Origin of the sequence: Streptomyces sp. NPDC002790, from assembly GCF_040295505.1 — a bacterium.
Classification (GTDB): domain Bacteria; phylum Actinomycetota; class Actinomycetes; order Streptomycetales; family Streptomycetaceae; genus Streptomyces.
In genome coordinates, this window is record NZ_JBEOVM010000090.1 from 1 (window position 1) to 21,034 (window position 21,034).

The following is a 21,034-nucleotide window of genomic DNA, read 5'->3' on the forward strand; positions in this document are numbered from 1 at the left end:
ATCTAACAAGCCCCGCCGGCGATTGAGGCGCGGGGTCCGGGGCGGAGCCCCGTGGCGTGGGGGCGGGTGGCCGGCCCGGGGCCGCGCCGCGGACGGTCACTCCGCCAACGCGGTGAACTCGCGTTCCAGCCCACGCCCCCGCCGCTCGACGACAGCGGACGCGACATCCGCCAATTTCCGGTTCGTCCTCTGCGAGATCCGACGCAGCACACCGAACGCGTCGTCCGGCGCGCACCCCAGCACATGCATGACGATGCCGCAGGCCTGGTCCACCACGGGCCGCGACCGCAGCGCCGAACCCAGCTGGTCGACCTCGGTGAGCGCCTCCTGGTAGGACCGGTCGCGCACCAGACAGCTCGCGGCCAGGTCACCGAGCGCGCGGATCGGCCCGTGCGACGCGGCCTCCAGGGAACCGGCCCGGAAGCTGTACAGGCTGAGCGTGACCGTGAGCCCACCGCTGCGGAACGGAAGGGTGACGCTGGAGCGCACCCCGGAATCCAGGGCGAGCGCACGGTAGTCGGGCCAGCGCCGGTCGTTCAGCAGGTCACTGGCGTCGACCGGGTCACCGCCCTCCTCGGCCGCCGGTATCGGCCCGTCGCCGAAGCGGTCCTGCACGGAGACGAGCGCGGCGAGATCGGGGTGGGTCACCGCCGTCGGCCGCTCGTCGGTGCCGTCACTCGCCGTAGCGACGGCTCCGCAGCACTCGGCGGTGGACCGGAGCGCCCCTTCGGCGAGCTCCGAGAGCCGCCGGGCGGGGAGCCCCGCTTCTGATGTCCCCGTGGCGCGCTGCCCCAGCGCCACCGGATGGCTTCCGACCTGGGCCGCGTCGTCGTCCTGATCGGCCGGCACGTACTGTCGCATCGGTTCAAGCCTCCTTGTCGCTCGGCTTCCCGTACCGCGCTCCCGAAAACGCGGGAGCGGGATACGTTCTGGGCATGGCGCAGATGGAGGAATTCGATGAAGAACTTGCGGACTTCGTGCGCCGGGTGGCGGAGCTGAAGACCGCGCGCTCGCTGTCGACGGCGGAACTGCCCGCCGTCCTCGACGCGGCACTCTTCGAACTCGACCATGTAGCAGGAAAGTTGTGGCCGCAACCCCAGCAGGGCGATGCGACGGGCACAGGCACGGGCCCGAGCCGCAACGCGGTGGCCGATCGGCACGAGCAACAGCTGCTGCGCGCCGTCTTCCAGCGCCTTCCGCTGCCGGTGGCGCTCGTGGACCGCGAGGCGGTGGTCCGCCGCCTCAACTTCGCGGCGACGAGCTTCACGGGCGTACGCGCCGGATACGCGACGGGCCGCCCGCTGACCGGGTTCCTGGCGCACGCCGACCGGGCCGCGTTCCGTTCGCAGGTCGCGGCGGTGGCCCGCGGCGAGGGGGACCGCGGCCTGATCGTGCATCTGCAGCAGAACCCGCACGCCCCCGTCCGTACGGTCCTCACGGGCCTGCGTCCGGGCACCGAGCGGCGCACCACGGTCCTCGCGATCCTGCAGCCCGCGGACGACGCCACCGTCAGGCCCGCGTCGGCCCGGCCCGCCGCGCCCGTCCCCGACCTCGCGGAGACGACCCGGCACGCCGCGCTCACCGACCTGCTCGACGCGATGGCGCGGGAGCTGCTCGGCGGCCCCGTGGGCGACCCGGCGGAACTTCTGCGGCGCGCCGCCCACGTGCTGCACGGCCGGTTCGCGGACTGGGTGGTGGCCGACAAGGGGGCCACGCGGCTGGAGCGTACGGAGGTGCTCGGCGCGGACGACGAGGCCGTGCGCGACATCGCCGCGCAGGACCCCGCCGCGAGCCCGCTCGTCGTCGAGGCGGCGCGCGGCGGGGCACCGACGCTGCTCGTGCGCCCGGAGGATCTGCGGGCCCTGGGCGACGACGCTTCGGGGGCGCCGGTGCTCGTCCGCGCCGATGTCACCTCGCTTCTGTGCGTGCCGTTGATCCCCGCGCCCGGCGAACCGGTCCAGGGTGTGCTCACCCTGTTCCGGTCCGCGGGCCGCCTCGCCTTCTCGATGGCGGAGGCGAAGACGCTCGACATGATGGCCCGTCACATCGCGTTGGCGATGCGGAAATAGGGCCACACGCCGCGGCACGGGGGCTACGCGGCGTCCGCCAGGATCTGGTCCCGCAGGCGGTCGCAGCAGCGGCTGATCAGCCGGGACACGTGCATCTGCGAGATGCCGAGTTGCTCGGCGATCCGGCTCTGCGTCATGTCGCCGAAGAACCGCATGTAGAGGATCTCCCGCTCGCGCTCGGGCAGCTCCGCTATCCGCGGCTTGACGGCCTCGCGGTCGACGACGACGTCGAGCGCGGGGTCGGCGTCGCCGAGCGCGTCGGACAGCGAGTAGCCGTCCTCGCTGCCGGGCAGCTCCGCGTCGAGGGACAGCGCGGTGAAGCTCTCCAGCGCTTCCAGGCCGGAACGGGCCTCGTCCTCGGTCATGTTGGCGTGCGCGGCGATCTCCGCGAGGGTCGGGGCGCGCCCCGAGATGGTCGCGGAGAGCTCGTGCTGCGCGAACCGGACCCTGTTACGCAGATCCTGGACGCGGCGCGGCACGTGCAGGGTCCACATGTGGTCGCGGAAGTGCCGCTTGATCTCGCCGGTCACGGTGGGCACGGCGTAGCTCTCGAAGGCGTTGCCGAGCTCCGGGTTGTATCGGTCCACGGCCTTGACCAGGCCGAGAGCGGCCACCTGCCGCAGATCCTCGTAGGACTCGCCGCGGTTGCGGAACCGTCCGGCGAGCCGGTCGGCCATCGGCAGCCATGCCTCCACGACGTCATGGCGCAGTTCGGCGCGCTCGGGCCCGTCGGGCATGTCGGACAGCTGGGCGAAAGCCTCGGCGGTGTCGGGGGCGTCGTCGTGCGGGTGGCGTCCACCGGGCTTCACCGGGTTCCGGGGTGAGCTGGTACACGTACGCATCTGGATCGAACTCCCTGGGAGGTGCCTTGGGTTCGGTGGTCACCGTGGGAGTTGCGCCCGCAAGACGAATCGGACACACCCGGGGCGATCCTGCGGATCCAGAGGATACGACGCGGTCGTATCCCTCCCACGGACGTGCCTCCTGTCCGAAGCACTTTCTTTCGCCTGCCCCTGAGGCATCGCCGCAAACACTGCGGCATCTCCAGCGTGCGCTCAACGGGCCGGGCCCGCACGTTCACGCTGCTCGGCCCGGCTCGGGCAAACCACCAGGTGTCACCGCGAAGCGGTCGGGTACGCGTCGAGGACCTGGCCGAGACCCGGACAAAGGACGGGTGTTGGCTCCGGGCCGGTCGGGTACAGGGGCCGGAATCACAGTGCACCCGAGACGCGGAAAGGCCGGATTGCGATGGCCGATGTGGTGAGGGAAGTCATGACACCCGGCGTGGTCGCGGTACGCCCCGACGCCTCGCTGGTCGAGGCCGCCCAGCTGATGCGGGCGCAGGACATCGGGGATGTACTGGTGGCGGACGAGACACAGGTCGTGGGTGTGCTCACGGACCGTGACATCGCGCTGCGGGCCGTGGCCGACGGGGCCGATCCGCTCACGGTGAGCGCCGAGGCGGTGTGCACTCCGCATCCGGTGGCGATCGGACCGGACGACGACGTGTCCGCCGCGGTCGCGCTGATGCGCGAGTACGCCGTGCGCCGCCTTCCGGTGGTGCAGGACGGGCGCGCGGTCGGGATGGTCAGCCTGGGCGATCTGGCGCTGACGCAGGACCCTGCCTCCGCGCTCGCCGACATCAGCGGCGCCGATCCGGACGGCTGGGCGAGCGGCACGCGGACCTGACCCCGGACCGATCGACTGATCGACCCGAGAGATCACTGAACAGCACTATGCGGCAAGGGAGTTGACCGACGATGCGTATCGCGTTCCTGGTGGCGCCGGAGGGGACCGAGCAGATTGAGCTGACCGATCCCTGGCAGGCGGTGCGGGACGCGGGCGGCGAACCCGTGCTCGTATCGACCAAGCAGGGAGAGATCCAGGCCTTTGACCACCTCGACAGGGCGGACAAGTTCCCGGTCGACAAGACCGTGGCGTCCCTCGGGTCGTCGGCGGACGGCTTCGACGCGCTGGTGCTGCCGGGTGGCGTGGCCAACCCGGACCAGTTGCGCACGGATCGCGACGCGGTCGCGTTCGTACGGGACTTCTTCGACCGGGGCCTGCCGGTCGCGGCGATCTGCCACGCGCCGTGGACGCTGGTCGAGGCGGACGTGGTCCGCGACCGCACGCTGACCTCGTACCCGAGCCTGGCCACCGACATCCGCAACGCGGGCGGCACCTGGGTCGACGAGCAGGTGAAGGTCTGCACGGCCGGGCCGAACGTGCTGGTGACCAGCCGCCGCCCGGACGACCTCAAGGCCTTCGACGCGGCGCTGCTGAAGCAGGTCAGCGGCACCTGAGGCGGCGTTCCGCCCCCACGTACCCACGACTTTCGGAGGCAGCCATGGACCTCGCGTTCCTCCATCCCCTGTGCAATCGTCCCGGCCCCTGGGCCTCCGTGTACGTCGACACGTCACGGCACAACGAATCCACCCCGGACGAGCGGTCGTTGGAAGCGCAGGGCGTACAGCGTGCGCTTGCAGCGGCCGGGGCGGACGAGGCGACGTGTCACGCGATGCGGTCCGCGGTCGAGGATCTGCGGCACTCGCGCGAACCCGTCGGCCGGGCCTTCTTCGGACGCGACGGCGAGGTCGTCCTCGACCCGCCGCTGAGCACGCCGCCGGGGCAGACGTCGGCGCGCTGGGCGGCGCTGCCGCACACGACGCCGCTGCTCGACCTCGCGGGCGAGGACCCGCTGTGCCTGGTCGCGTACGTCGACCGGGCCGGCGCCGACTTCGAACTGCGCTCCGCGCGCGGGGAGTCGACGGAGCGGCACTCCCAGTTGCGCGTGGAGAACACCTTGGAGCACAACGCCGGTGAGATCGCGGGGGCGTTGGAGCGCTGCCAGGCCAAGACACGGGCCGACCTCGTGGTGCTGGTCGGCGACGACCGGGAGTGCGTCGCCGTACGGGAGCGGCTCCCCGCCGGCCTGCACGGCTCGGTCGTCCGCGCCCGGCACGGGGCCGGGAGCCGGCTCCTCGACGGCGAGCTGGAGCAGGCCAGGGCGGAACACGTGGCGCGGCGCGCCGCGCACGACCTGGCGCTGTTCGCCGAGGCGCGTGGTCAGGGGGAGGCTGCGGCGGAGGGTGTGCCGGCGTTGGTGGACGCGGCGCGTGAGCACCGGATCGCGGAGCTGCTGATCCGCTCGGACGGGTCCGACGCGCATCGTGAGGTGTGGGTGGGCGACGGCCCGGACCAACTCGGCGTGCGCCGGGCGGATGCGGAGGCACTTGGCGCGGGTGAGGTGGTGTCGGCGAGGGCGGATGATGCGCTGATGCGGTGTGCTGCCGCGAGTGGGGCGGGTGGGCTGTCGGTGTCCCCCGCCGACCCCTCGGCGGGACCGGCGGGAGGCCTCGGAGCCCTCTTGCGCTGGTCCGAATAACCTTCCGCCCACCCGGCGTCACGCTCCCGGGGCTCAAACGCCGGACCCCGCGCCTCAAACGCCGGAGGGGCTGAATTTGTGGCTCTGCCCCATACCCCGCTGCTCAATCGCCGCAGGGGCTTGATTCGACTCAAGTCACGCCGACAGTTGGGCACTTCAGGCCCCGTCGACGGTGGGCATATCAAGCCCCGCCCGGCGATTGAGGCGATCTTTCAAGCCTCTACGGCGATTGAGCAGCGGGGTCCGGGGCGGAGCCCCGAGGCCGTTACGACGGGGGCCGCAACAGCTACCGGGACCGGTCCACCCGCCGCTCGTCCCACACCGGCTCAGGTGTCTCGCGGACGTGGCCGTCCGAGCCGAAGACCAGGTACCGGTCGAAGGAGCGGGCGAACCAGCGGTCGTGGGTGACCGCGAGGACCGTGCCGTCGAAGGATTCGAGGCCCTCCTGGAGGGCCTCGGCCGACTCCAGGTCGAGGTTGTCCGTGGGCTCGTCGAGGAGCAGCGCGGTCGCGCCCTCCAGTTCGAGCAGCAGGATCTGGAAACGGGCCTGCTGCCCACCCGACAGCCGCTCGAACTTCTGCTCGGCCTGCGCCGTCAACTCGTACCGGCGGAGCAGCGACATCGCCGCCCCCTTGTCCTTCGCGTGGTCGCGCCACAGGATGTCGAGCAGCGGCCGGCCCTGGAGCTCGGGGTGGGCGTGGGTCTGGGCGAAGTGGCCTGGCACGACGCGCGCGCCGAGCTTCCACAAACCCGTGTGCCCCACGGAGTCGTCTCCCGCGAGCAGCCGCAGGAAGTGCGACTTCCCCGAGCCGTTCGAACCGAGGACCGCGACCCGCTCGCCGTAGAAGACCTCCAGCGAGAAGGGCTGCATGAGGCCGGTGAGTTCGAGGTTCTCGCAGGTGACCGCCCGGATGCCGGTGCGGCCGCCCTTCAGGCGCATGGTGATGTCCTGCTCGCGCGGCGGCTCCGGCGGCGGCCCCGCCTCCTCGAACTTGCGCAGGCGCGTCTGCGCCGCCGCGTACCGGGAGGCCATTTCGTGGCTGACGGAGGCCGCCTGCCGCAGGTTGACCACGAGCTTCTTCAGCTGCGCGTGCTTCTCGTCCCAGCGCCGCCGCAGCTCCTCGAAGCGCGCGAAACGCTCCTGGCGCGCCTCGTGGTACGTCGAGAAACCCCCGCCGTGCACCCACGCGTCGGCCCCGCCGGGGCTCGGCTCGACGCTGACGATCTTCTCCGCGGAGCGGGCGAGCAGCTCCCGGTCGTGAGAGACGAACAGGACCGTCTTGCGGGTCTCGCGGAGCTTCTCCTCCAGCCAGCGCTTGCCGGGGACGTCCAGGTAGTTGTCCGGCTCGTCGAGGAGCAGGACCTCGTCCGTGCCGCGGAGGAGGGCTTCCAGGACGAGGCGCTTCTGCTCGCCGCCGGAGAGCGTGCTCACCTCGCGGAACTGGGCCTTGTCGTACGGCACGCCCAGCGCGGCCATCGTGCACATGTCCCAGAGGGTCTCCGCCTCGTAGCCCTGCGCCTCGGCCCAGTCGGAGAGGGCCTGCGCGTACGACATCTGCGCGGCCTCGTCGTCGACGGTCATGATCAGGTGCTCGGCCTCGTCGACCGCCTTCGCCGCCTCCCGGATGCGCGGCGATGACACCGATACGAGGAGGTCGCGGACGGTCGTCTCGTCGCGGACCGCGCCCACGAACTGGCGCATCACGCCGAGCCCGCCGCCGACCGTGACGGAGCCGCCGTGCGGCCGCAGCTCGCCGGAGATCAGTCGCAGCAGCGTCGTCTTGCCCGCTCCGTTCGGCCCGACGAGCGCGACGACCGCGCCCTCGCCGACCCGGAACGAGACATCGCCCAGCAGCGCCCTCCCGTCGGGGAGGTAGTACTCAAGATGTGCCGCTTCCAGATGTCCCATGATCCCGCATTCTGGACGCCCGTGCGGGTGACGGGCAAACGCATTGTCCGGACAGGGTCGGGTGCGGGCCACCTGCCGGGGTAGGCGTGACCCATGCCAAAGCTGAAGCCGTTCTCTTCGGGTCCGACCTTTGAAACGTCACCGCCGGTGCCGCCGACGTTGCGCGACCGGCTCGCCGCCCTCGATCTGCGCGTCTTCGAGTTCGCCGCGGGAGCGCGCTGGCCGGGCGCCGAGCGGATCCTGCCGCGCCTGAGCCGGTCCGCGAACCACGGTGTGCTGTGGTTCGCGGTGGGCGGGGCCCTCGCCGTGTCCGGGTCGCCGCGCGCCCGCCGGGCCGCCGTCCGCGGCGTGGCATCCCTCGCGCTCGCCTCGGCCACCATCAACACCCTCGGGAAGCGCTCGGTGCGCCGGGCGCGGCCCGCGCTCGACCCGGTGCCGCTGGTGCGCCGCCTGAAGCGGCAGCCGTTCACGACCTCGTTCCCGTCCGGGCACTCGGCCTCGGCCGCGGCCTTCGCGACGGGCGTGGCCCTGGAGTCCCGTGGCCTCGGCGCGCTCGTCGCCCCCGTGGCGTTCTCGGTCGCGGCGTCCCGCATCTACACGGGCGCCCACTTCCCCGCCGATGTCCTCGCGGGCGCGGCCCTCGGCGCGGGCGCCGCCTTCGCGGTACGTGGCCTGGTGCCGACCCGCGACCAGCTACCGGCGCCGGGCCGGCCCCTGGTGGACGATGTGCCGGCGCTGCCGGGCGGCGAGGGCCTGGTGATGATCGTGAACAGTGGGGCGGGCACCCCGGAGCGGGTACGGGCCCTGCGGGACTCGCTGCCGCACGCCGAGTACATCGAGTGCACCGGCGAGGAACTGGAGCAGCAGCTGGACAAGGCGGCGTCGCGCGCCCGCGCGCTCGGCATCTCGGGTGGCGACGGCTCCGTGAACACGGCCGCGCGGGTGGCGCTCCGGCACGACCTGCCGCTCGCGGTGCTGCCCGGCGGCACCCTCAACCACTTCGCGTACGACCTCGGCATCGAGGACACCGGTGATCTGGTGAGTGCCGTCGAGGGCGGTCACGCGGTCGCCGTGGACGTGGGCCGATTCAGGTCCGACCAGGGTTCCGGAATCTTCCTCAACACCTTCAGCCTGGGCGCCTATCCGGAGCTGGTGCGGGAGCGGGAGAAGTGGTCGGGGCGGCTCGGCGGGCGCCTCGCGGACGTCGTGGCGGCGCTGTACGTGCTGCGCCGCGACCATCCGCTGAGCGTTGAACTGCAGGGCAGGCAGCGGCCGTTGTGGCTGCTGTTCGCCGGTAACTGCACGTACCGGCGAATGGGCTTGACGGCGGGCCGGCGCGCGAACCTGGCCGATGGCCTGCTCGACGTGCGCACGGTGGACGGCGGCCGGCTGCCCGGCCTGCGGCTGCTCGCGGCGGCGCTCTCGGGCCCGCTGTCCCGCTCGCCGTTCCACGCGGCGACCCGCCTGACCCGGCTGCGGGTGGACGGCGTGGCGCCCGGCACCCCGCTCGCCTACGACGGTGAAGTCACCGAGTGCGGCGGGGAGTTGTGGGTGGACAAGAAGCACGAGGGGCTGCGTGTGTACCGGCCGCACTCGCTGCTCTGACCCGACCCCGAAGTCCATTATTCAAGACGGGTATCTCACAATACGGCTGGCGAGCGTACCGTGATCGGACCGTCGGGGGCAGGGGCTCCCGACGGTCCGCCGTACGCGAAGGGATCGAGCCATGCCGCAGGAGACCGCCGTATACACCCACGGACACCACGAGTCCGTGCTCCGCTCGCACACCTGGCGCACCGCCGCCAACTCGGCGGCCTACCTGCTCGACTCGCTCAAGCCACACATGAAGATCCTGGACATCGGGTGCGGCCCCGGCACCATCACCGCGGACCTGGCCGAGCTGGCCCCCGACGGGCATGTCACCGGCGCCGACCACGCCGAGGGCATCCTGGACCAGGCGCGCGCCACGGCCGCCGAACGGGGCCTGAAAAACGTCGACTTCACCACGGCCGACGTGCACGCGCTCGACTGGCCGGACGACACGTTCTGCGTCGTGCACGCGCACCAGGTGCTGCAGCACGTGGGCGATCCGGTGCAGGCGCTGCGCGAGATGCGGCGGGTGACGAAGCCGGGCGGGATCATCGCCGTACGGGAGTCCGACTACGCGGCGTTCTCCTGGTTCCCGCGGCTGCCCGCCATGGACGACTGGCTGGACCTCTACGAGCGGGTCACCCGCGACAACGGCGGCGAGCCGGACGCCGGACGCTTCCTGAAGTCATGGGCCCTGAAGGCCGGTTTCGCGCCGGAGGACCTCACGTGCTCCGCCGGCACCTGGTGCTACTCGACGCCCGAGGAGATCGCCTGGTGGAGCGGGCTGTGGGCGGACCGCACGCTGGCCTCCGCCTACGCCGAGCGTGCGACGGGCGGCGGGCACGCGACGCCCGAGCAGCTCGACGCCGTGTCACAGGCGTGGCGCGAGTGGGGCACGCACGAGGACGCGTGGTTCGGCGTGCTGCACGGGGAGATCCTCTGCCGCAAACCCCGCTGACCGCGCGGCGGTTCAGCCGCGGGGCAGCAGCGGGCCCAGCGGTCCGAGGTCGATGTTCAGGTCCTCGGGCCGCAGCCCGTAGCGCTCACGGAGCTGCTCCATGCGGTCCTCCAGGAGCATCAGGGTCAGCCCGACCCGCTCCTCTTGATCCTCCGTCAGATCGCCGAGGTCGAAGCGGCGGACCGCCTGCCGCTCCATGAGCTGTCGCAGCAGCTCGACGAGGGTGAGGACGAGCTTCATCAGGTCGCGCTCGACCGTGTCCTGGTCCAGTTCGATGCGGCGTCCTTCACTCACCGTTCGTCACCTCCGGCCAGGGCGAGGGCACTTGCTCGTTCACCGAGCTGATCAGGGCGTTGAGATCGATGCGTACCAGGTCGACATCGGCGATGCGCAGGGTGACGTCCCCGGCGAGGACGACGCCGCCCGCGAGCAGCCGGTCGAGGAGGTCGACCAGGGCGATCTCACGCCGTTCGACGACCGTCACGCGTCCGCCTCCTCGTCTTCCGCCGTGAACGAGTAGCCCGCCCACGGTCCGGTCAGTTCGACCCGCAGATCCGGCTCCCGGCCCTTCGTCGCGTCCACCCGCTCCACGAACTCCTCCGCGCCCGAACGCTCCACGAGATACGCCGCGTTGAGCACGTTCATGCCGCTGACGCGGGAGAGTTCCGGGTTCTGCGGCGGGTGCACGCGGGTGTGTACGGCGTGCCGAGACAGGTCGTCGTGCAGCTCCTGCGCGAAACCTTCGGCGCGCCGCCAGGTGTCGTCGCGCGCCGTGCGCTCGGCGCGGCGTCGGCGCAGGTAGTCGCGTCCGGAAGCGGCCGGCGCGGGTGCTGCCGGAGCGGCGGTCTCAGGCTCCTCGACGTACACCTTCACGCCCCACTCGACGCGCCCCGCGAGGCGGTCCAGGCCCGCGCGAAAGCGCCGCTCCTCCTGCTCCATCATCAGCCGTACGGCGCTGTCGTCACGGAAGACCGTGGCGAGGCGCAGCGGGAGCGGGCTGGTGACCGTGGTGAGCGCGGCGATCACGTTCTGGTGGGCGCGGGCCGTCTCGGTGAGCCAGTCCAGGTCCTCCAGGTGGGACCGGAGCGGGGCCTCGGCGAAGTCCCGCTCCGGCACGGGGCCGACGACCGCGACGAGGCCCTGGTGCTCGAGCTGCCGGGGCGGGGCGCCCGCCACGCCGGTGAGTTCGGCCTGGAGCGGGGCGCCGAGCGGGTGGCACACGGCGTACACGTAGCGCAGCTCTTGCGGTTCGCGCGGTTCGTCCGTGCTCACGCCGACCCCCTCTTCCTCTCGGCCGGTTCACCTTCGGTGAGTTCGTCGAGTTCGGCGATGCGCTGCTTCAACTCGGCGTTCTCCTTCGCGAGTTCCTTGCGGCGGGCGCCCGAGGAGAGGGCCGGGTCGTCCTCCCACCAGTCGATGCCCATCTCCTTGGCCTTGTCGACCGAGGCGACGATCAGGCGCAGTTTGATGGTGAGGAGTTCGATGTCGAGCAGGTTGATCCGGATGTCGCCCGCGATGACGATGCCCTTGTCGAGGACGCGCTCCAGGATGTCGGCGAGGTTGGCCCCGCCGCCATTCTGGTAGGGATCGGGGAGGCGGCTCGCCGTTGTCATCGGCGGGCCCCGCTCCCGGCGTGTTCACGCTCCCGCTCGGTCTCGTCGTCCTCGTACTCGTCCGCCTCCTCGTCGGCGGGCTCGGAGTCGGCCTCGTCCTCGTACTCCTCGTATTCGGCCTCGGGCTCCTCTTCGTCCGTCTCCTCGTCGGTCTCGTCGGCCTCGTCTTCGTAGTCCTCGGACTCGTCGGGCTCCTCGGAGTCTTCGGACTCCCGCTCCTGCTCTTCCTCTTCGGCGATCGCGTCCTCGTGCGAGAGCACGACCTCACCGTCCTGGATCTCGCCACGCCAGCCGTCGCTCGCCTCGCCCTTGAACGTCACGAAGCGCGTGAAGTGCTTGAGGTCCAGACGTGCCCTGCGGCCCTGGGCGCGCCAGATGTTGCCGGTCTTCTCGAACAGGCCCTTGGGGTAGTACTCGATGATCATCAGCACCCGGGTGAGCCGGTCGGCCAGCTTGTGGAAGGTGATGACGCCCTTCGTGGTGCCCTTGGCGCCCTCCGACGTCCACTGGATCCGCTCGTCCGGCACCTGTTCGGTGGTGCGCGCCTTCCAGCTCCGGTTGGACCAGAAGACCTTGAGCTGCCAGTCGGACGTGGTGTCGTCGGCGCGGTTGGCGTTCTTGACACCCTTCGCGAAAGTGCTGAACTCCTGGTACTGAGTCCACTGGTCGTACGCGGTGCGCAGATCGACGCCGACGTCGACGAACTCCATGATGACGGTGGGCTTCTTGCCCGCGCCGCCCTTGCTCTTGCCCTTGCCGCCGAGGCCCTTGAACGCGCCGACGACGTTGTCCTTGAGCCGTCCGGCGCCCAGTTCCACGGCGCTGCGCAACGGGCCCTTGCCCTCCGCGAGTTTGCGGCCGCCGTCGAGCGCGAGCTTGGCGAAACCGGGGCTGCTGCCGTCGGCGATGCCGTTCAGTTTGACGGTCGTCTCGCCGAGCTTGCGGCCCGCGCCCATCAGCAGCCGCTGGGTCTGCGCCGCGAGGTAGTCCTGCAGTTCGGACTTGAGGTGGTCGGCCGCCTCGCTCTGGGCGAGACCGCTCAGCGGGTTCTTGTTGTCGGAGTCAGCCACGGTCACGTCCTCCCTTCTCGCCACGGGAGCCGGCGCTCACTGTCCGCTTGGCGGCGGTCTTCTTCGCCGGCGGCTTCTGCGCCGCGCTCTTCTTCGCGGGGGCACGCTTGGCGGCGGTCTTCTTCGCGGGGGCACGCTTGGCGGGGGCCGGCTTCCGCGCCGTCCTCGTCTGCGTATCGTCCGTAGACGAGTCGGAGGCCTCGTCCTGCTCGTCCTCGTACGCGGCGTCCTCGTAGGACTCGTCGTCGTACGCGGCCTCGCCGTCATGCTCGTCCTCGCCGGAGCGGCGGCGTCCCGGAATGTTCCCGGTCACCCGCTCCCCCGCGTCGCGCACGTCGTCCACGTCCGGGGCGACGCCCGCGATCTGGTCGCGCACACCCTGCGTACGGTCGTGCAGCCGGCCGGCAATGCCTTCGACCTGCCGCTCCACCAGCGCACCCGACGCCGCCTTGCCGACGCCGCGCAGGTCCTCACGGAGCTGGTCGCCGATCTCCTTGAACTGCGGGTTGTTCGCCAGTTGCTGGTTCGCCAGGTCGAGCAGGGCGCGCGGGCTCAGCTTGAGCCGCTTGCCCGCGACCATCGTGCCGACGGCGAACGCGAGTTTCATCTTCTTCGTACGCCCGAGGAAATAGCCGGCCCCTACCGCGAGGCCGAGCGCTGCTCGATTCATCGTCCCTCCATACGGTCGAGGAGCTGGTCCTCGAGCCGGTCGAATGTCGCTTGATCGATCTCGCCCGACACCAACTGCTCTTCCAGCCGGGCGAGTTCGGCACGGATGGCCGCCGGGTCGTAGTACTGCCGCTCGGCCTCCGTGAGTACCTGCCGCATCGCCCACATGGATCCGCGCACCGGCGCGAGCGGCAGCAGGAGCACTTCGCTGATGAGGCCCATGGGCTCACTCCGTCCCGGCGGGCGCTGCGGGCCCCGGCTCCACGAAGCTGTACGGCGGGAGCGGGCCGTTGACGGTGAGCTCGATGTGCGAGTGGCTGCCGCGGACCTGCTCGACGGCCGCGAGGAAGTGCTCGGACGCCTTCTGCTCGACGAGGAAGGAGATGTTCGCCAGCCAGCCGGTGCTCTCGGGCCCGGTCGACATCGCGGAAGCGGAGGGTTCGAGCAGCTGCTGCAGCTCGACGGCGTCCGCCGCCTCGCGGGCCTGCACGGCCGCCACGACGAGTTCACCGAGCTTCAGCCGTTCCTCGTAACCGCCGCCGCCCGCCTGCCGGTTGGCGTCGGCCAGGGTGCGGACCTCGGGGCTCTCGGCCATCACCCGGTGCAGTACGGCCTCTTCGTCGTGCTGCGCCTTGACGTTGTACTCGACCTTGCCCTCCAGGGCGCTCAGGCGCTCCTGGTAGTGGTCGGCACGCTCGGCGAGCACGTCGGCGACCGCCTGGTCGTCGGGGGCGAGGCTCCCGAAGCGCATCGGCAGCACCGGTCCGCCGCCGCCCGCCTCGGCGAGCACGCTCTGGTGGGCGAGCAGGTCGCGGCGCTTGGGCCGCAGGTCGTCGGGGGCCTCGCTGACGACCGCGGCGAGCGACCCCTCCTTGACGACGCGGACCGTGCGGGCCGGGTCGCCGATGCCGCCCATACCGTCGGGCAGCGACGGGTGGCCGGCGCTCGCGATGCCGTAGATGTAGGTGCTGGTCACTCCTGCTCCTCCTTACGGCGGCTCGGGGCGCGGCGGGCGCGCCTCGGCTCGGCCTGCCCCTCGTCGCGGGCCTGGCTGAACGCGTCGGATATGGTCTCGGCCGCGCCGGACAGGGCGCCCTTGGTCTTGCCGCGCGCGCCGGACTCCATGCTGTCGCCGACCATGTCGGTCAGCCCGGACGGCTTCTTGGACCCGGTCTCCAGGTCGAGGCGATTGCAGGCCTCGGCGAACCGGAGGTAGGTGTCGACACTGGCGATCACGACCCTGACGTCGATCTTCAGGATCTCGATGCCGACCAGCGAGACACGGACGAACGCGTCAATGACGATGCCGCGGTCCAGTACGAGTTCGAGTACGTCGTACAGACCACTTGTACCGCCACTGCCGCCTGACTGTTGTGCGGGGACGACGGTCATAAAGACCGGCCCTCCTTACTTCGCTGACTCGTCTGTGTGGTGCGCGGTACGAGGCGGAGCGGCGGGCTACTTGCGCTCCGTGCGTCCGCGCTCGTAACGGCGGACGCGCCGGTAGCCGGTGAGCATGCCCTTGGCGTCCAGGCTCACCTGGTAGCTCGCCAACAGGCTCATCGTGTCGGGGACACGGGAGACTTCGAGGACTTCGACCTCCAGCTCCCAGCCTTCCTCTGTGCGTTCGAAGGACGACACGGACTCGGCCGCCATTCCGGTGAGCTCCGCCAGCTGGGTGCGAGCTTCGCGCAGCACCTCCATCGGGCCCGGTGTGCCTTCCGCCTCGGTGGACTTGTCGTCGCCGCGCTTGCGCTCCGACGACGCTTGCGTCTTATGTGTGTCTGTCATGGCAGCCTCGGTCACCGAGTCTCCACAGAAGCCGACGACAAACCTCAACTGCCTTGCCGTGCCTGGAGTTTGCGCCAGGCGGGGCCGAGCGAGCGGCCCCTGCCGAGGAGGCCGTCCCACGGGTCCGTACGGGCCTGCTCGACGGCGTTCGCGATGGTCCAGTGCTGGGCGTCGACCGTGGGGGCGCCGAGCTGTTGCCAGGTCAGGGGCGTCGCCACGGGGGCGCCCGGCTTGGCGCGCACCGAGTACGGGGCGACGGCCGTCTGGGCGTAGGCGTTGCGCAGCACGTCCAGGAAGAGGCGGTCGCCGCGGTCCTTCTTGCGCGGGGCCGTGGTGAGCGTGTCGGGGTGTTCGCCGACGAGCGTTTCGGCGACCTGCCGCGCGAAGTCCCGCACCTCGTCGAAGTCCTGGCTCCTGTCGAGGGGTACGACGACGTGGACGCCGCGGGATCCTGTGGTCATCGGGGCGTTGGGCAGGCCCAGGTCGTCCAGTATCCCGTGCGTCAGGCGGGCCGCGTCGCGCACGGTCTCGAAGTCGTCCGCGGACGGGTCGAGGTCGAAGACGAGCCGGTCGGGGCGGTCGATGTCGTCGGCGCGGGACAGCCAGCGGTGCAGGGTGAGGGCGGCCTGATCGACCAGGAAGATCAGGGTGTCGGTGTCGTCGCACACGGTGTGGGTGACCGTGCCACCCTCCTTCGGCACCTCTGCGCGGTGGATCCAGTCCGGGTAGTGGTCCGGGGTGTCCTTCTGCATGAACCGGGGGCCGTCGAGGCCGTCGGGGTGGCGTTCGAGCATCAGGGGGCGGTGGCGCAGGTGCGGGAGCATGTGCGGGGCGATGGCCCGGTGGTAGTCGGCGAGGTCGGCCTTGGTGATCCCGTCCGGCAGCAGCACCTTGCGCGGGCGCTGGACTTCTACGGTGCGGTGGTCCGCCATCGGGGCCTCTTCCCTATTACGCGGCAACGGCGTTACGGCCACGGGGCTCCGCCCCGGCCCCCGCGCCTCAATCGCCGGCGGGGCTTGATAGGTCTTGGGGAGACTCCGTTGCTTCAGATGTCGGCGTGGCTTGGGCCAAATCAAGCCCCGCTCTTGTGACGAGAGCCAGCGGGGTCCGGGGCGGAGCCCCGTGGCCGTGACCACGGCGTCATGACGTCACCGCGCGCTCCACCAGTAGGCCGACCGCCGCGACGATCCCCGCCGCGTCGATGCCGGCCGCGGCCAACTGCTCGGACGGCGTCGCGGAACCCGGAACCGTACGCACACCCAACCGCGCGAACCGCGGAGCCGGCTCCGCGTCGGAGAAGGCCTCGGCCACCGCGTCCCCGATGCCACCCTGCTCCCGGTGGTCCTCCACCGTGAGCAGGCACCCGGTGTCCCGCGCCGCCTCCCGCAGGGTCCCCCGGTCGACCGGCTTCACCGAGTACAGGTCGATCACCCGGACCGGGATACCCGCCGCCGCCAGCTCGTCCGCCGCCTTGAGCGCTTCATGCACCGTGACACCCGCCGCGACGACCGTCACCCGGTCACCGCCCCCGGAGCGGAGCACCTTGCTGCCGCCCACCGGGAAGTCCTCGTGCGGCGGATAGATCACCGGCGCGTCACCGCGCGAGGTGCGCAGGTAGCGGATGCCGGTCAAGTCGGCCATATTGGCGACGAGTTGGGCGGTCTGGTTGGCGTCGCACGGGTAGAGGACGGTGGTGTCGGGGATGGCGCGGAACATCGCCAGGTCCTCCAGGCCCATCTGGGACGGCCCGTCCTGCCCGATCGCGACACCCGCGTGCGAGCCGATGAGGTTGATGTCCGCGCCGCTGATGGACGCCATCCGGATGAAGTCGTGGGCGCGGGTCAGGAACGCCGCGAAGGTCCCCGCGTACGGCAGCCAGCCACGCGCGCTCAACCCCACACTCGTGGCGACGAGTTGCTGCTCCGCGATGTAGCACTCGCCGTACCGCTCGGGGTGCTCCTTCGCGAACAGCTCCGTGCGCGTGGAATCGCCGACCTCGCCGTCGAGCGCGACGACGTCACCGCGCGCGGAACCGAGGGCGACGAGCGCCTGGCCGTACGCGTCACGGGTGGCGACCTCGTCGCCGACGTCGAAGCGGGGCAGGTCGAGGCGTCCGCTGCGCACCGCGTGCAGGATGCGCGCGGCCGGCGGCGCCTGCACCGACACACGTACGCCGCGGTCGCCGCCGAGCTCCTCGACGGCCTCCGCGGCGTCCGGCAGCGGTTTGCCGTGCGCGCCCTCGCGGTCCTCCACCGCCGCGACGCCCTTGCCCTTGAGGGTGCGGGCGATGATCGCCGTGGGCCGGCCGACGGTCGACGCGGCCTCCGCGTACGCACGGTCGATCTCCGCCACGTCGTGCCCGTCTACGACGATGGTGTGCCAGTCGAAGGCCTTGAAGCGGCGGGCGTAGGCGTCGAGGTCGTGGCCGTGCCGGGTGGGTCCGCGCTGGCCGAGCCGGTTGACGTCGACGATCGCGGTGAGGTTGTCGAGCTGCTCGTACCCGGCGTACTCGGCGGCCTCCCACACGGAGCCCTCCGCCATCTCGCTGTCGCCGCACAGGACGTACACCTGGTAGCCGACCCGGTCGAGCCGCTTGCCCGACCAGGCGATGCCGGCCGCGACCGGGAGCCCCTGGCCGAGCGATCCGGTGGCCGTCTCGACCCAGGGCAGGCTCCGCGGCGTCGGGTGGCCCTCCAGCCGGCTGCCGAGCTTGCGGAAGGTGAGCAGCTCGGCGTCGTTGATTGCACCGGCCGCCTTGTACGACGCGTAGAGCAGCGGCGACGCGTGGCCCTTGGAGAGGACGAAGCGGTCGTTGCCCGGGTGGGTGGGGCGGTCGAAGTCGTAGCGGAAGTGGCGGCCGAGGAGGACGGCCATCAGGTCGGCGGCGGACATCGAGGAAGTGGGGTGCCCGGACCCCGCGGCGTCGGCCGCGCGGACCGAGTCGACCCTCAACTGCTGCCCGAGGGCACGGAGTTCGGCTTCGCTGTATGTGGTGGTCACGATGAACCTCCGTCTTGCTTGCGGTCTTCGGGTACGCGCGCCAGCTCCGGCGACGCCGTGTCGAGCGGCACGGACCCGGAGCGGACGAGGCCCAACTGGACTGCCTGGCGCGGGAGTACGGAGTCGAGCAGCCAGTCCGCGGCGACCCGCACCCGGTTCCCGGGCATCGAGGCGAGGTGGTAGCCGCGGGTGACGGCGCCCGCGAGCGGGCCGGACAGCGGGACGCCGAGCGGGTTCGCGGCGGCCTGCACACCGCCGAGGTCGACGGTGAAGCCGAGGTCCTTGTGCCGGTAGTCGCGGCGCTCCCCCTTGCCGAGGGACGCGGCGACGTTCAGACCCGCGACGCGCCCCTGCCGCCAGGCGTGCTGCGCGGTCATCGGCGTGAAGTGCCTTTCTGGGGGACGACCCCCAGACCCCCGACTACCGGGCTTCTCCAGATCGGGCACCGCGGCCGCGTCCCCGCACGCGAACACCTCGGGGTGTCCCGGCACGTTCAGATACGGGTCGACGAGCAGCCGCCCGCGTTCGAGGGGCCGTCCGAGTTCGGCGACGAGCGGGTCGGGGCGGACGCCGACACACCACACGAGCGTACGGGTGTCGACGAAGTCGCCGTCGTCCAGCAGGACGCCGTCCTTCGTGGCCTCCTTCACGGAGGTCTTGGGCCGTATCTCGACGCCGCGCCGGCGCAGCACGCTGTCGGCGGTCCGCGAGAGGTGCTGATCGAGTTCCGGCAGGACGCGCGGCGCGAGGTCGAGCAGCATCCAGCGCGGGCGGATGCCGTGGCGCAGCGGCTGCTTCTTCACGAGCGCGTCGGTCAACAGCTGCCCCTGCGCGGCGACTTCGGTGCCTGTGTAGCCGGCGCCGACCACGACGAAGGTGCAGCGGGCCCGGCACTCCTCGGGGGTGTCGGAGGCCGCGGCGAGTTCGATCTGCCGGGTGATGTGGTCGCGCAGGTACAGCGCCTCGGGCATGCCGCGGAAGCCGTGCGCGTGCTCGGCGATGCCCGGCACCGGCAGCAGCTTGTTCACGCTGCCGACGGCCAGGACGAGGCGGTCGTACTCCAGGGTGCCGCGTCCGCCCTCGGGGTCGGTGTAGGAGACGACGTGGTCGTCGAGGTCCACGCCGTCGGCCTCGCCGAGCACGAGCCGCGCGTGCGGCAGCGTGCCCGACAGGGACACGGTGACCCGTCGGGGCTCGAGCGTGCCCGCGGCGACCTGCGGCAGCAGGGGGAGGTAGAGAAAGTAGTCGGTGGGGTTGAGCAGGGTGACGTCGGCGGTGTCGCGGGCCACGCGCGTCAGCATGCGGGCGGCCCGGTATCCGGCGAAACCGGCACCGACGATGACGACTCGGGATCGGCTCACGGTCACGCTCCGGGCGTCGGCGGTGCGGTCGGCATCGGCGGCGCTGTGGGCGCCGGGGGCCGTCCCGGCCGCGCCACGCCCCGCAGCACGTACGCCGCGACGGCCAGCACCACGGCGACCACCAGGGCCGCACCCCAGTCCGGCATGCCGAGGGCGAGGACGAGGCCGAGCGCGAGCGCCACGGCCGCCCCCGCGTACAGCGCGGCGACACCGGCTCCCGCGTACAGGGCGGCCCTGCGTCGCTGCGCCCGCACACCCGCGGTGAGCTCCTCGCGCACCGTCTCGCGCACGGCGTGCGTGACCCGTCCGGCCAGCTCGTCGGCCAGCTGCTCGTTGATGTGTTCGCCCATGCGTTCCATGCGCGCCGGGTACCCGTGCCCCGCGCCGAGTAACGACGGCCGTCGCGTCCGCTTCCGCGAAACGATCACGCGCCCCCGGCCCCTCCGACTAGGCTCCTCCCCATGGAAATCCTGGGAACCACGCTGCGCATATGCGTCGAGGACCTGGAGTCCTCGGTCACGTTCTACGAAAGCCTTACCGGCGCCGATGCGCTGCGGTTCGAGCGCGGCGGGGTCTCGGTGGCCGCGGTCGGCTGCTTCCTCCTGATGAGCGGCCCCAAGGCCGAGATCGACGTGCTGCGCAAGGTCGCGGCGACGATCGCGGTCGCCGACGTCGAGGAGGCCGGCACCCTGCTCACCGCCTCCGGCGCCAAGGTCATCGCGGGCCCGGTGCCGAGTCCGGCGGGCCGCAATCTGATCGCGATGCACCCCGACGGCTCGGTCTTCGAGTACGTGGACCGTCAGGCACCCGCGGAGAACGCGGAGGCGTAACCCTCGACGTATCCTCGCCCGGGGTACGACGGGCGAAGGACGGTGCACGTGGCGGGGAGTGCGGCAGGGTCGGACGAGGGGCACCCGGAGAGGGCACCCCTGAGCGCGCAGGCGCGGGAAGCGGTGCGCCAGCGCATCGTGGACCGGCGCTATCCGATGGGCGCGCGGCTCGTGGAGCGGGAGGTCGCCGAGGAGCTGCGGATGTCCCGGGTGCCGGTGCGGGAGGCGCTGCGCGCGCTCGTCGCCGAGGGCCTCCTCGAACTGCTGCCGCGCAGTGGCGTGCGGGTGCGCCACCTGGAGCGGACCGATGTGCGGCATCTGTACGAGGTGTGGGAGCCGCTCGCCGTGCAGGCCTCGCGGCTCGCGGCACGGGCGCTCACGGCGCAGGACCCGCCCTCCCTTGCCCCGCTGCGCGCCTGCCTCGACCGGGCCGAGCGGGCGGCCGCGGCCGACGAGGGCACGCGCGAGGTGGCCGCGCACACCGAGTTCCACGAGGAGATCGTGGCGCTCTGCGGGAACCCGCTGCTCACCCGCACGATGGAGCAGCTGAGCTGGCAGCTGCAGCTGCTGTTCGGGCTGCGCGAGGAGCCGGCGCACATGCGGGCGCAGCACGCGGACATCTACCGGCACATCGCGGCGGGCGACGAGGAGCTGGCGGCGGCCGGCACGCTGCTGCACGTCAGGGACAGCCGGGCGGTCGCACTGAGGTCACTGTTCGGCGACACCACTTTGTATACCTAGGGCGAATAGCCTCTCGGCGCACTCGGACAACCCCTTACGCAAACTGGA

The 21,034-nt window shown here is 71.7% G+C and carries 25 protein-coding genes; 8 read left to right on the top strand and 17 right to left on the bottom strand.

Annotated features, from left to right (window positions below; all coding sequences use genetic code 11):
- Positions 1-96 precede the first annotated feature (96 nt).
- Positions 97-861 (bottom strand): ANTAR domain-containing response regulator, encoded by a 765-nt coding sequence (locus ABT004_RS28180; RefSeq protein ID WP_351342272.1) that lies wholly within the window; start codon positions 859-861, stop codon positions 97-99.
- Positions 862-935: 74 nt separating this feature from the next.
- On the opposite strand from ABT004_RS28180, the gene ABT004_RS28185 reads away from it, so the two are divergent.
- Positions 936-2,069 carry a PAS domain-containing protein gene (locus ABT004_RS28185; protein WP_351342274.1) on the top strand — a complete coding sequence of 378 codons (1,134 nt, stop codon included), beginning with the start codon at positions 936-938 and terminating at the stop codon, positions 2,067-2,069.
- A 23-nt stretch (positions 2,070-2,092) separates the two neighbouring features.
- Here ABT004_RS28185 and ABT004_RS28190 read toward each other — a convergent pair whose 3' ends face one another.
- Positions 2,093-2,911, bottom strand: a complete 819-nt coding sequence (locus ABT004_RS28190) for an RNA polymerase sigma factor SigF (RefSeq protein ID WP_351342276.1) — start codon at positions 2,909-2,911, stop codon at positions 2,093-2,095.
- A 406-nt stretch (positions 2,912-3,317) separates the two neighbouring features.
- Between ABT004_RS28190 and ABT004_RS28195 the strand changes: the two genes are divergently transcribed.
- The 3 genes from ABT004_RS28195 (at position 3,318) to ABT004_RS28205 (ending at position 5,454) form a co-directional block, all read left to right on the top strand.
- The gene (locus ABT004_RS28195) at positions 3,318-3,758 is read left to right on the top strand and encodes a CBS domain-containing protein (protein WP_351342278.1); all 441 of its coding nucleotides are present in this window, start codon (positions 3,318-3,320) and stop codon (positions 3,756-3,758) included.
- A 71-nt stretch (positions 3,759-3,829) separates the two neighbouring features.
- Positions 3,830-4,372, top strand: a complete 543-nt coding sequence (locus ABT004_RS28200) for a type 1 glutamine amidotransferase domain-containing protein (protein WP_351342280.1) — start codon at positions 3,830-3,832, stop codon at positions 4,370-4,372.
- Positions 4,373-4,416: 44 nt separating this feature from the next.
- Positions 4,417-5,454, top strand: a complete 1,038-nt coding sequence (locus ABT004_RS28205; protein WP_351342282.1) for a baeRF2 domain-containing protein — start codon at positions 4,417-4,419, stop codon at positions 5,452-5,454.
- Positions 5,455-5,740: 286 nt separating this feature from the next.
- Here the strand turns inward: ABT004_RS28205 and ABT004_RS28210 are convergent, their stop codons facing one another.
- On the bottom strand, positions 5,741-7,363 hold the full coding sequence (locus tag ABT004_RS28210; RefSeq protein ID WP_351342284.1) for an ABC-F family ATP-binding cassette domain-containing protein: 1,623 nt from the start codon (positions 7,361-7,363) through the stop codon (positions 5,741-5,743).
- A 93-nt stretch (positions 7,364-7,456) separates the two neighbouring features.
- Between ABT004_RS28210 and ABT004_RS28215 the strand changes: the two genes are divergently transcribed.
- Positions 7,457-8,968 (top strand): bifunctional phosphatase PAP2/diacylglycerol kinase family protein, encoded by a 1,512-nt coding sequence (locus ABT004_RS28215; RefSeq protein ID WP_351342286.1) that lies wholly within the window; start codon positions 7,457-7,459, stop codon positions 8,966-8,968.
- Positions 8,969-9,089: 121 nt separating this feature from the next.
- Positions 9,090-9,911: a class I SAM-dependent methyltransferase gene (locus ABT004_RS28220; protein ID WP_351342288.1), complete on the top strand. Its 822-nt coding sequence runs from the start codon at positions 9,090-9,092 to the stop codon at positions 9,909-9,911.
- 12 nt (positions 9,912-9,923) lie between these two features.
- Here ABT004_RS28220 and ABT004_RS28225 read toward each other — a convergent pair whose 3' ends face one another.
- The 14 genes from ABT004_RS28225 to ABT004_RS28290 all read right to left on the bottom strand — a co-directional run bounded on the left by ABT004_RS28225 (position 9,924) and on the right by ABT004_RS28290 (position 19,774).
- Positions 9,924-10,205: a gas vesicle protein K gene (locus ABT004_RS28225; protein ID WP_351342290.1), complete on the bottom strand. Its 282-nt coding sequence runs from the start codon at positions 10,203-10,205 to the stop codon at positions 9,924-9,926.
- Entirely contained in the window at positions 10,198-10,395 is a 198-nt protein-coding gene (locus ABT004_RS28230) for a gas vesicle protein (protein WP_351342291.1), read from the bottom strand. Before ABT004_RS28230 ends, ABT004_RS28225 begins: the two co-directional genes overlap by 8 nt.
- A complete protein-coding gene (locus ABT004_RS28235) occupies positions 10,392-11,183 on the bottom strand; it encodes a GvpL/GvpF family gas vesicle protein (protein WP_351342293.1) in 792 nt (263 codons plus the stop codon). The genes ABT004_RS28230 and ABT004_RS28235 overlap by 4 nt, the downstream gene beginning before the upstream one ends.
- A complete protein-coding gene (locus ABT004_RS28240; protein WP_351342295.1) occupies positions 11,180-11,524 on the bottom strand; it encodes a gas vesicle protein in 345 nt (114 codons plus the stop codon). Before ABT004_RS28240 ends, ABT004_RS28235 begins: the two co-directional genes overlap by 4 nt.
- Positions 11,521-12,600, bottom strand: coding sequence for an SRPBCC family protein (locus tag ABT004_RS28245; protein ID WP_351342297.1), 1,080 nt, complete (start codon positions 12,598-12,600; stop codon positions 11,521-11,523). The genes ABT004_RS28240 and ABT004_RS28245 overlap by 4 nt, the downstream gene beginning before the upstream one ends.
- The gene (locus ABT004_RS28250; protein ID WP_351342299.1) at positions 12,587-13,264 is read right to left on the bottom strand and encodes a DNA primase; all 678 of its coding nucleotides are present in this window, start codon (positions 13,262-13,264) and stop codon (positions 12,587-12,589) included. Before ABT004_RS28250 ends, ABT004_RS28245 begins: the two co-directional genes overlap by 14 nt.
- Entirely contained in the window at positions 13,261-13,485 is a 225-nt protein-coding gene (locus ABT004_RS28255; RefSeq protein WP_351342301.1) for a gas vesicle protein GvpG, read from the bottom strand. The genes ABT004_RS28250 and ABT004_RS28255 overlap by 4 nt, the downstream gene beginning before the upstream one ends.
- A gap of 4 nt (positions 13,486-13,489) precedes the next feature.
- The gene (locus ABT004_RS28260) at positions 13,490-14,239 is read right to left on the bottom strand and encodes a GvpL/GvpF family gas vesicle protein (RefSeq protein WP_351342303.1); all 750 of its coding nucleotides are present in this window, start codon (positions 14,237-14,239) and stop codon (positions 13,490-13,492) included.
- Positions 14,236-14,655 (bottom strand): gas vesicle structural protein GvpA, encoded by a 420-nt coding sequence (locus ABT004_RS28265; RefSeq protein WP_351342304.1) that lies wholly within the window; start codon positions 14,653-14,655, stop codon positions 14,236-14,238. The genes ABT004_RS28260 and ABT004_RS28265 overlap by 4 nt, the downstream gene beginning before the upstream one ends.
- 66 nt (positions 14,656-14,721) lie before the next feature.
- Entirely contained in the window at positions 14,722-15,054 is a 333-nt protein-coding gene (locus ABT004_RS28270) for a gas vesicle protein GvpO (RefSeq protein ID WP_351342306.1), read from the bottom strand.
- Positions 15,055-15,098: 44 nt separating this feature from the next.
- Positions 15,099-15,986, bottom strand: a complete 888-nt coding sequence (ligD, locus tag ABT004_RS28275; protein ID WP_351342308.1) for a non-homologous end-joining DNA ligase — start codon at positions 15,984-15,986, stop codon at positions 15,099-15,101.
- Positions 15,987-16,194: 208 nt separating this feature from the next.
- Positions 16,195-18,054: a transketolase gene (locus ABT004_RS28280; RefSeq protein WP_351342310.1), complete on the bottom strand. Its 1,860-nt coding sequence runs from the start codon at positions 18,052-18,054 to the stop codon at positions 16,195-16,197.
- Entirely contained in the window at positions 18,051-19,415 is a 1,365-nt protein-coding gene (locus ABT004_RS28285) for an NAD(P)/FAD-dependent oxidoreductase (RefSeq protein ID WP_351342312.1), read from the bottom strand. Before ABT004_RS28285 ends, ABT004_RS28280 begins: the two co-directional genes overlap by 4 nt.
- Before the next feature lie 2 nt (positions 19,416-19,417).
- Complete coding sequence (locus ABT004_RS28290) at positions 19,418-19,774, bottom strand: phage holin family protein (protein WP_351342314.1); 357 nt, start codon at positions 19,772-19,774, stop codon at positions 19,418-19,420.
- Between the two features lie 102 nt (positions 19,775-19,876).
- Between ABT004_RS28290 and ABT004_RS28295 the strand changes: the two genes are divergently transcribed.
- Positions 19,877-20,245 carry a VOC family protein gene (locus ABT004_RS28295; protein ID WP_351342316.1) on the top strand — a complete coding sequence of 123 codons (369 nt, stop codon included), beginning with the start codon at positions 19,877-19,879 and terminating at the stop codon, positions 20,243-20,245.
- A gap of 48 nt (positions 20,246-20,293) precedes the next feature.
- A complete protein-coding gene (locus ABT004_RS28300) occupies positions 20,294-20,986 on the top strand; it encodes a GntR family transcriptional regulator (RefSeq protein WP_351342318.1) in 693 nt (230 codons plus the stop codon).
- Positions 20,987-21,034 lie beyond the last annotated feature (48 nt).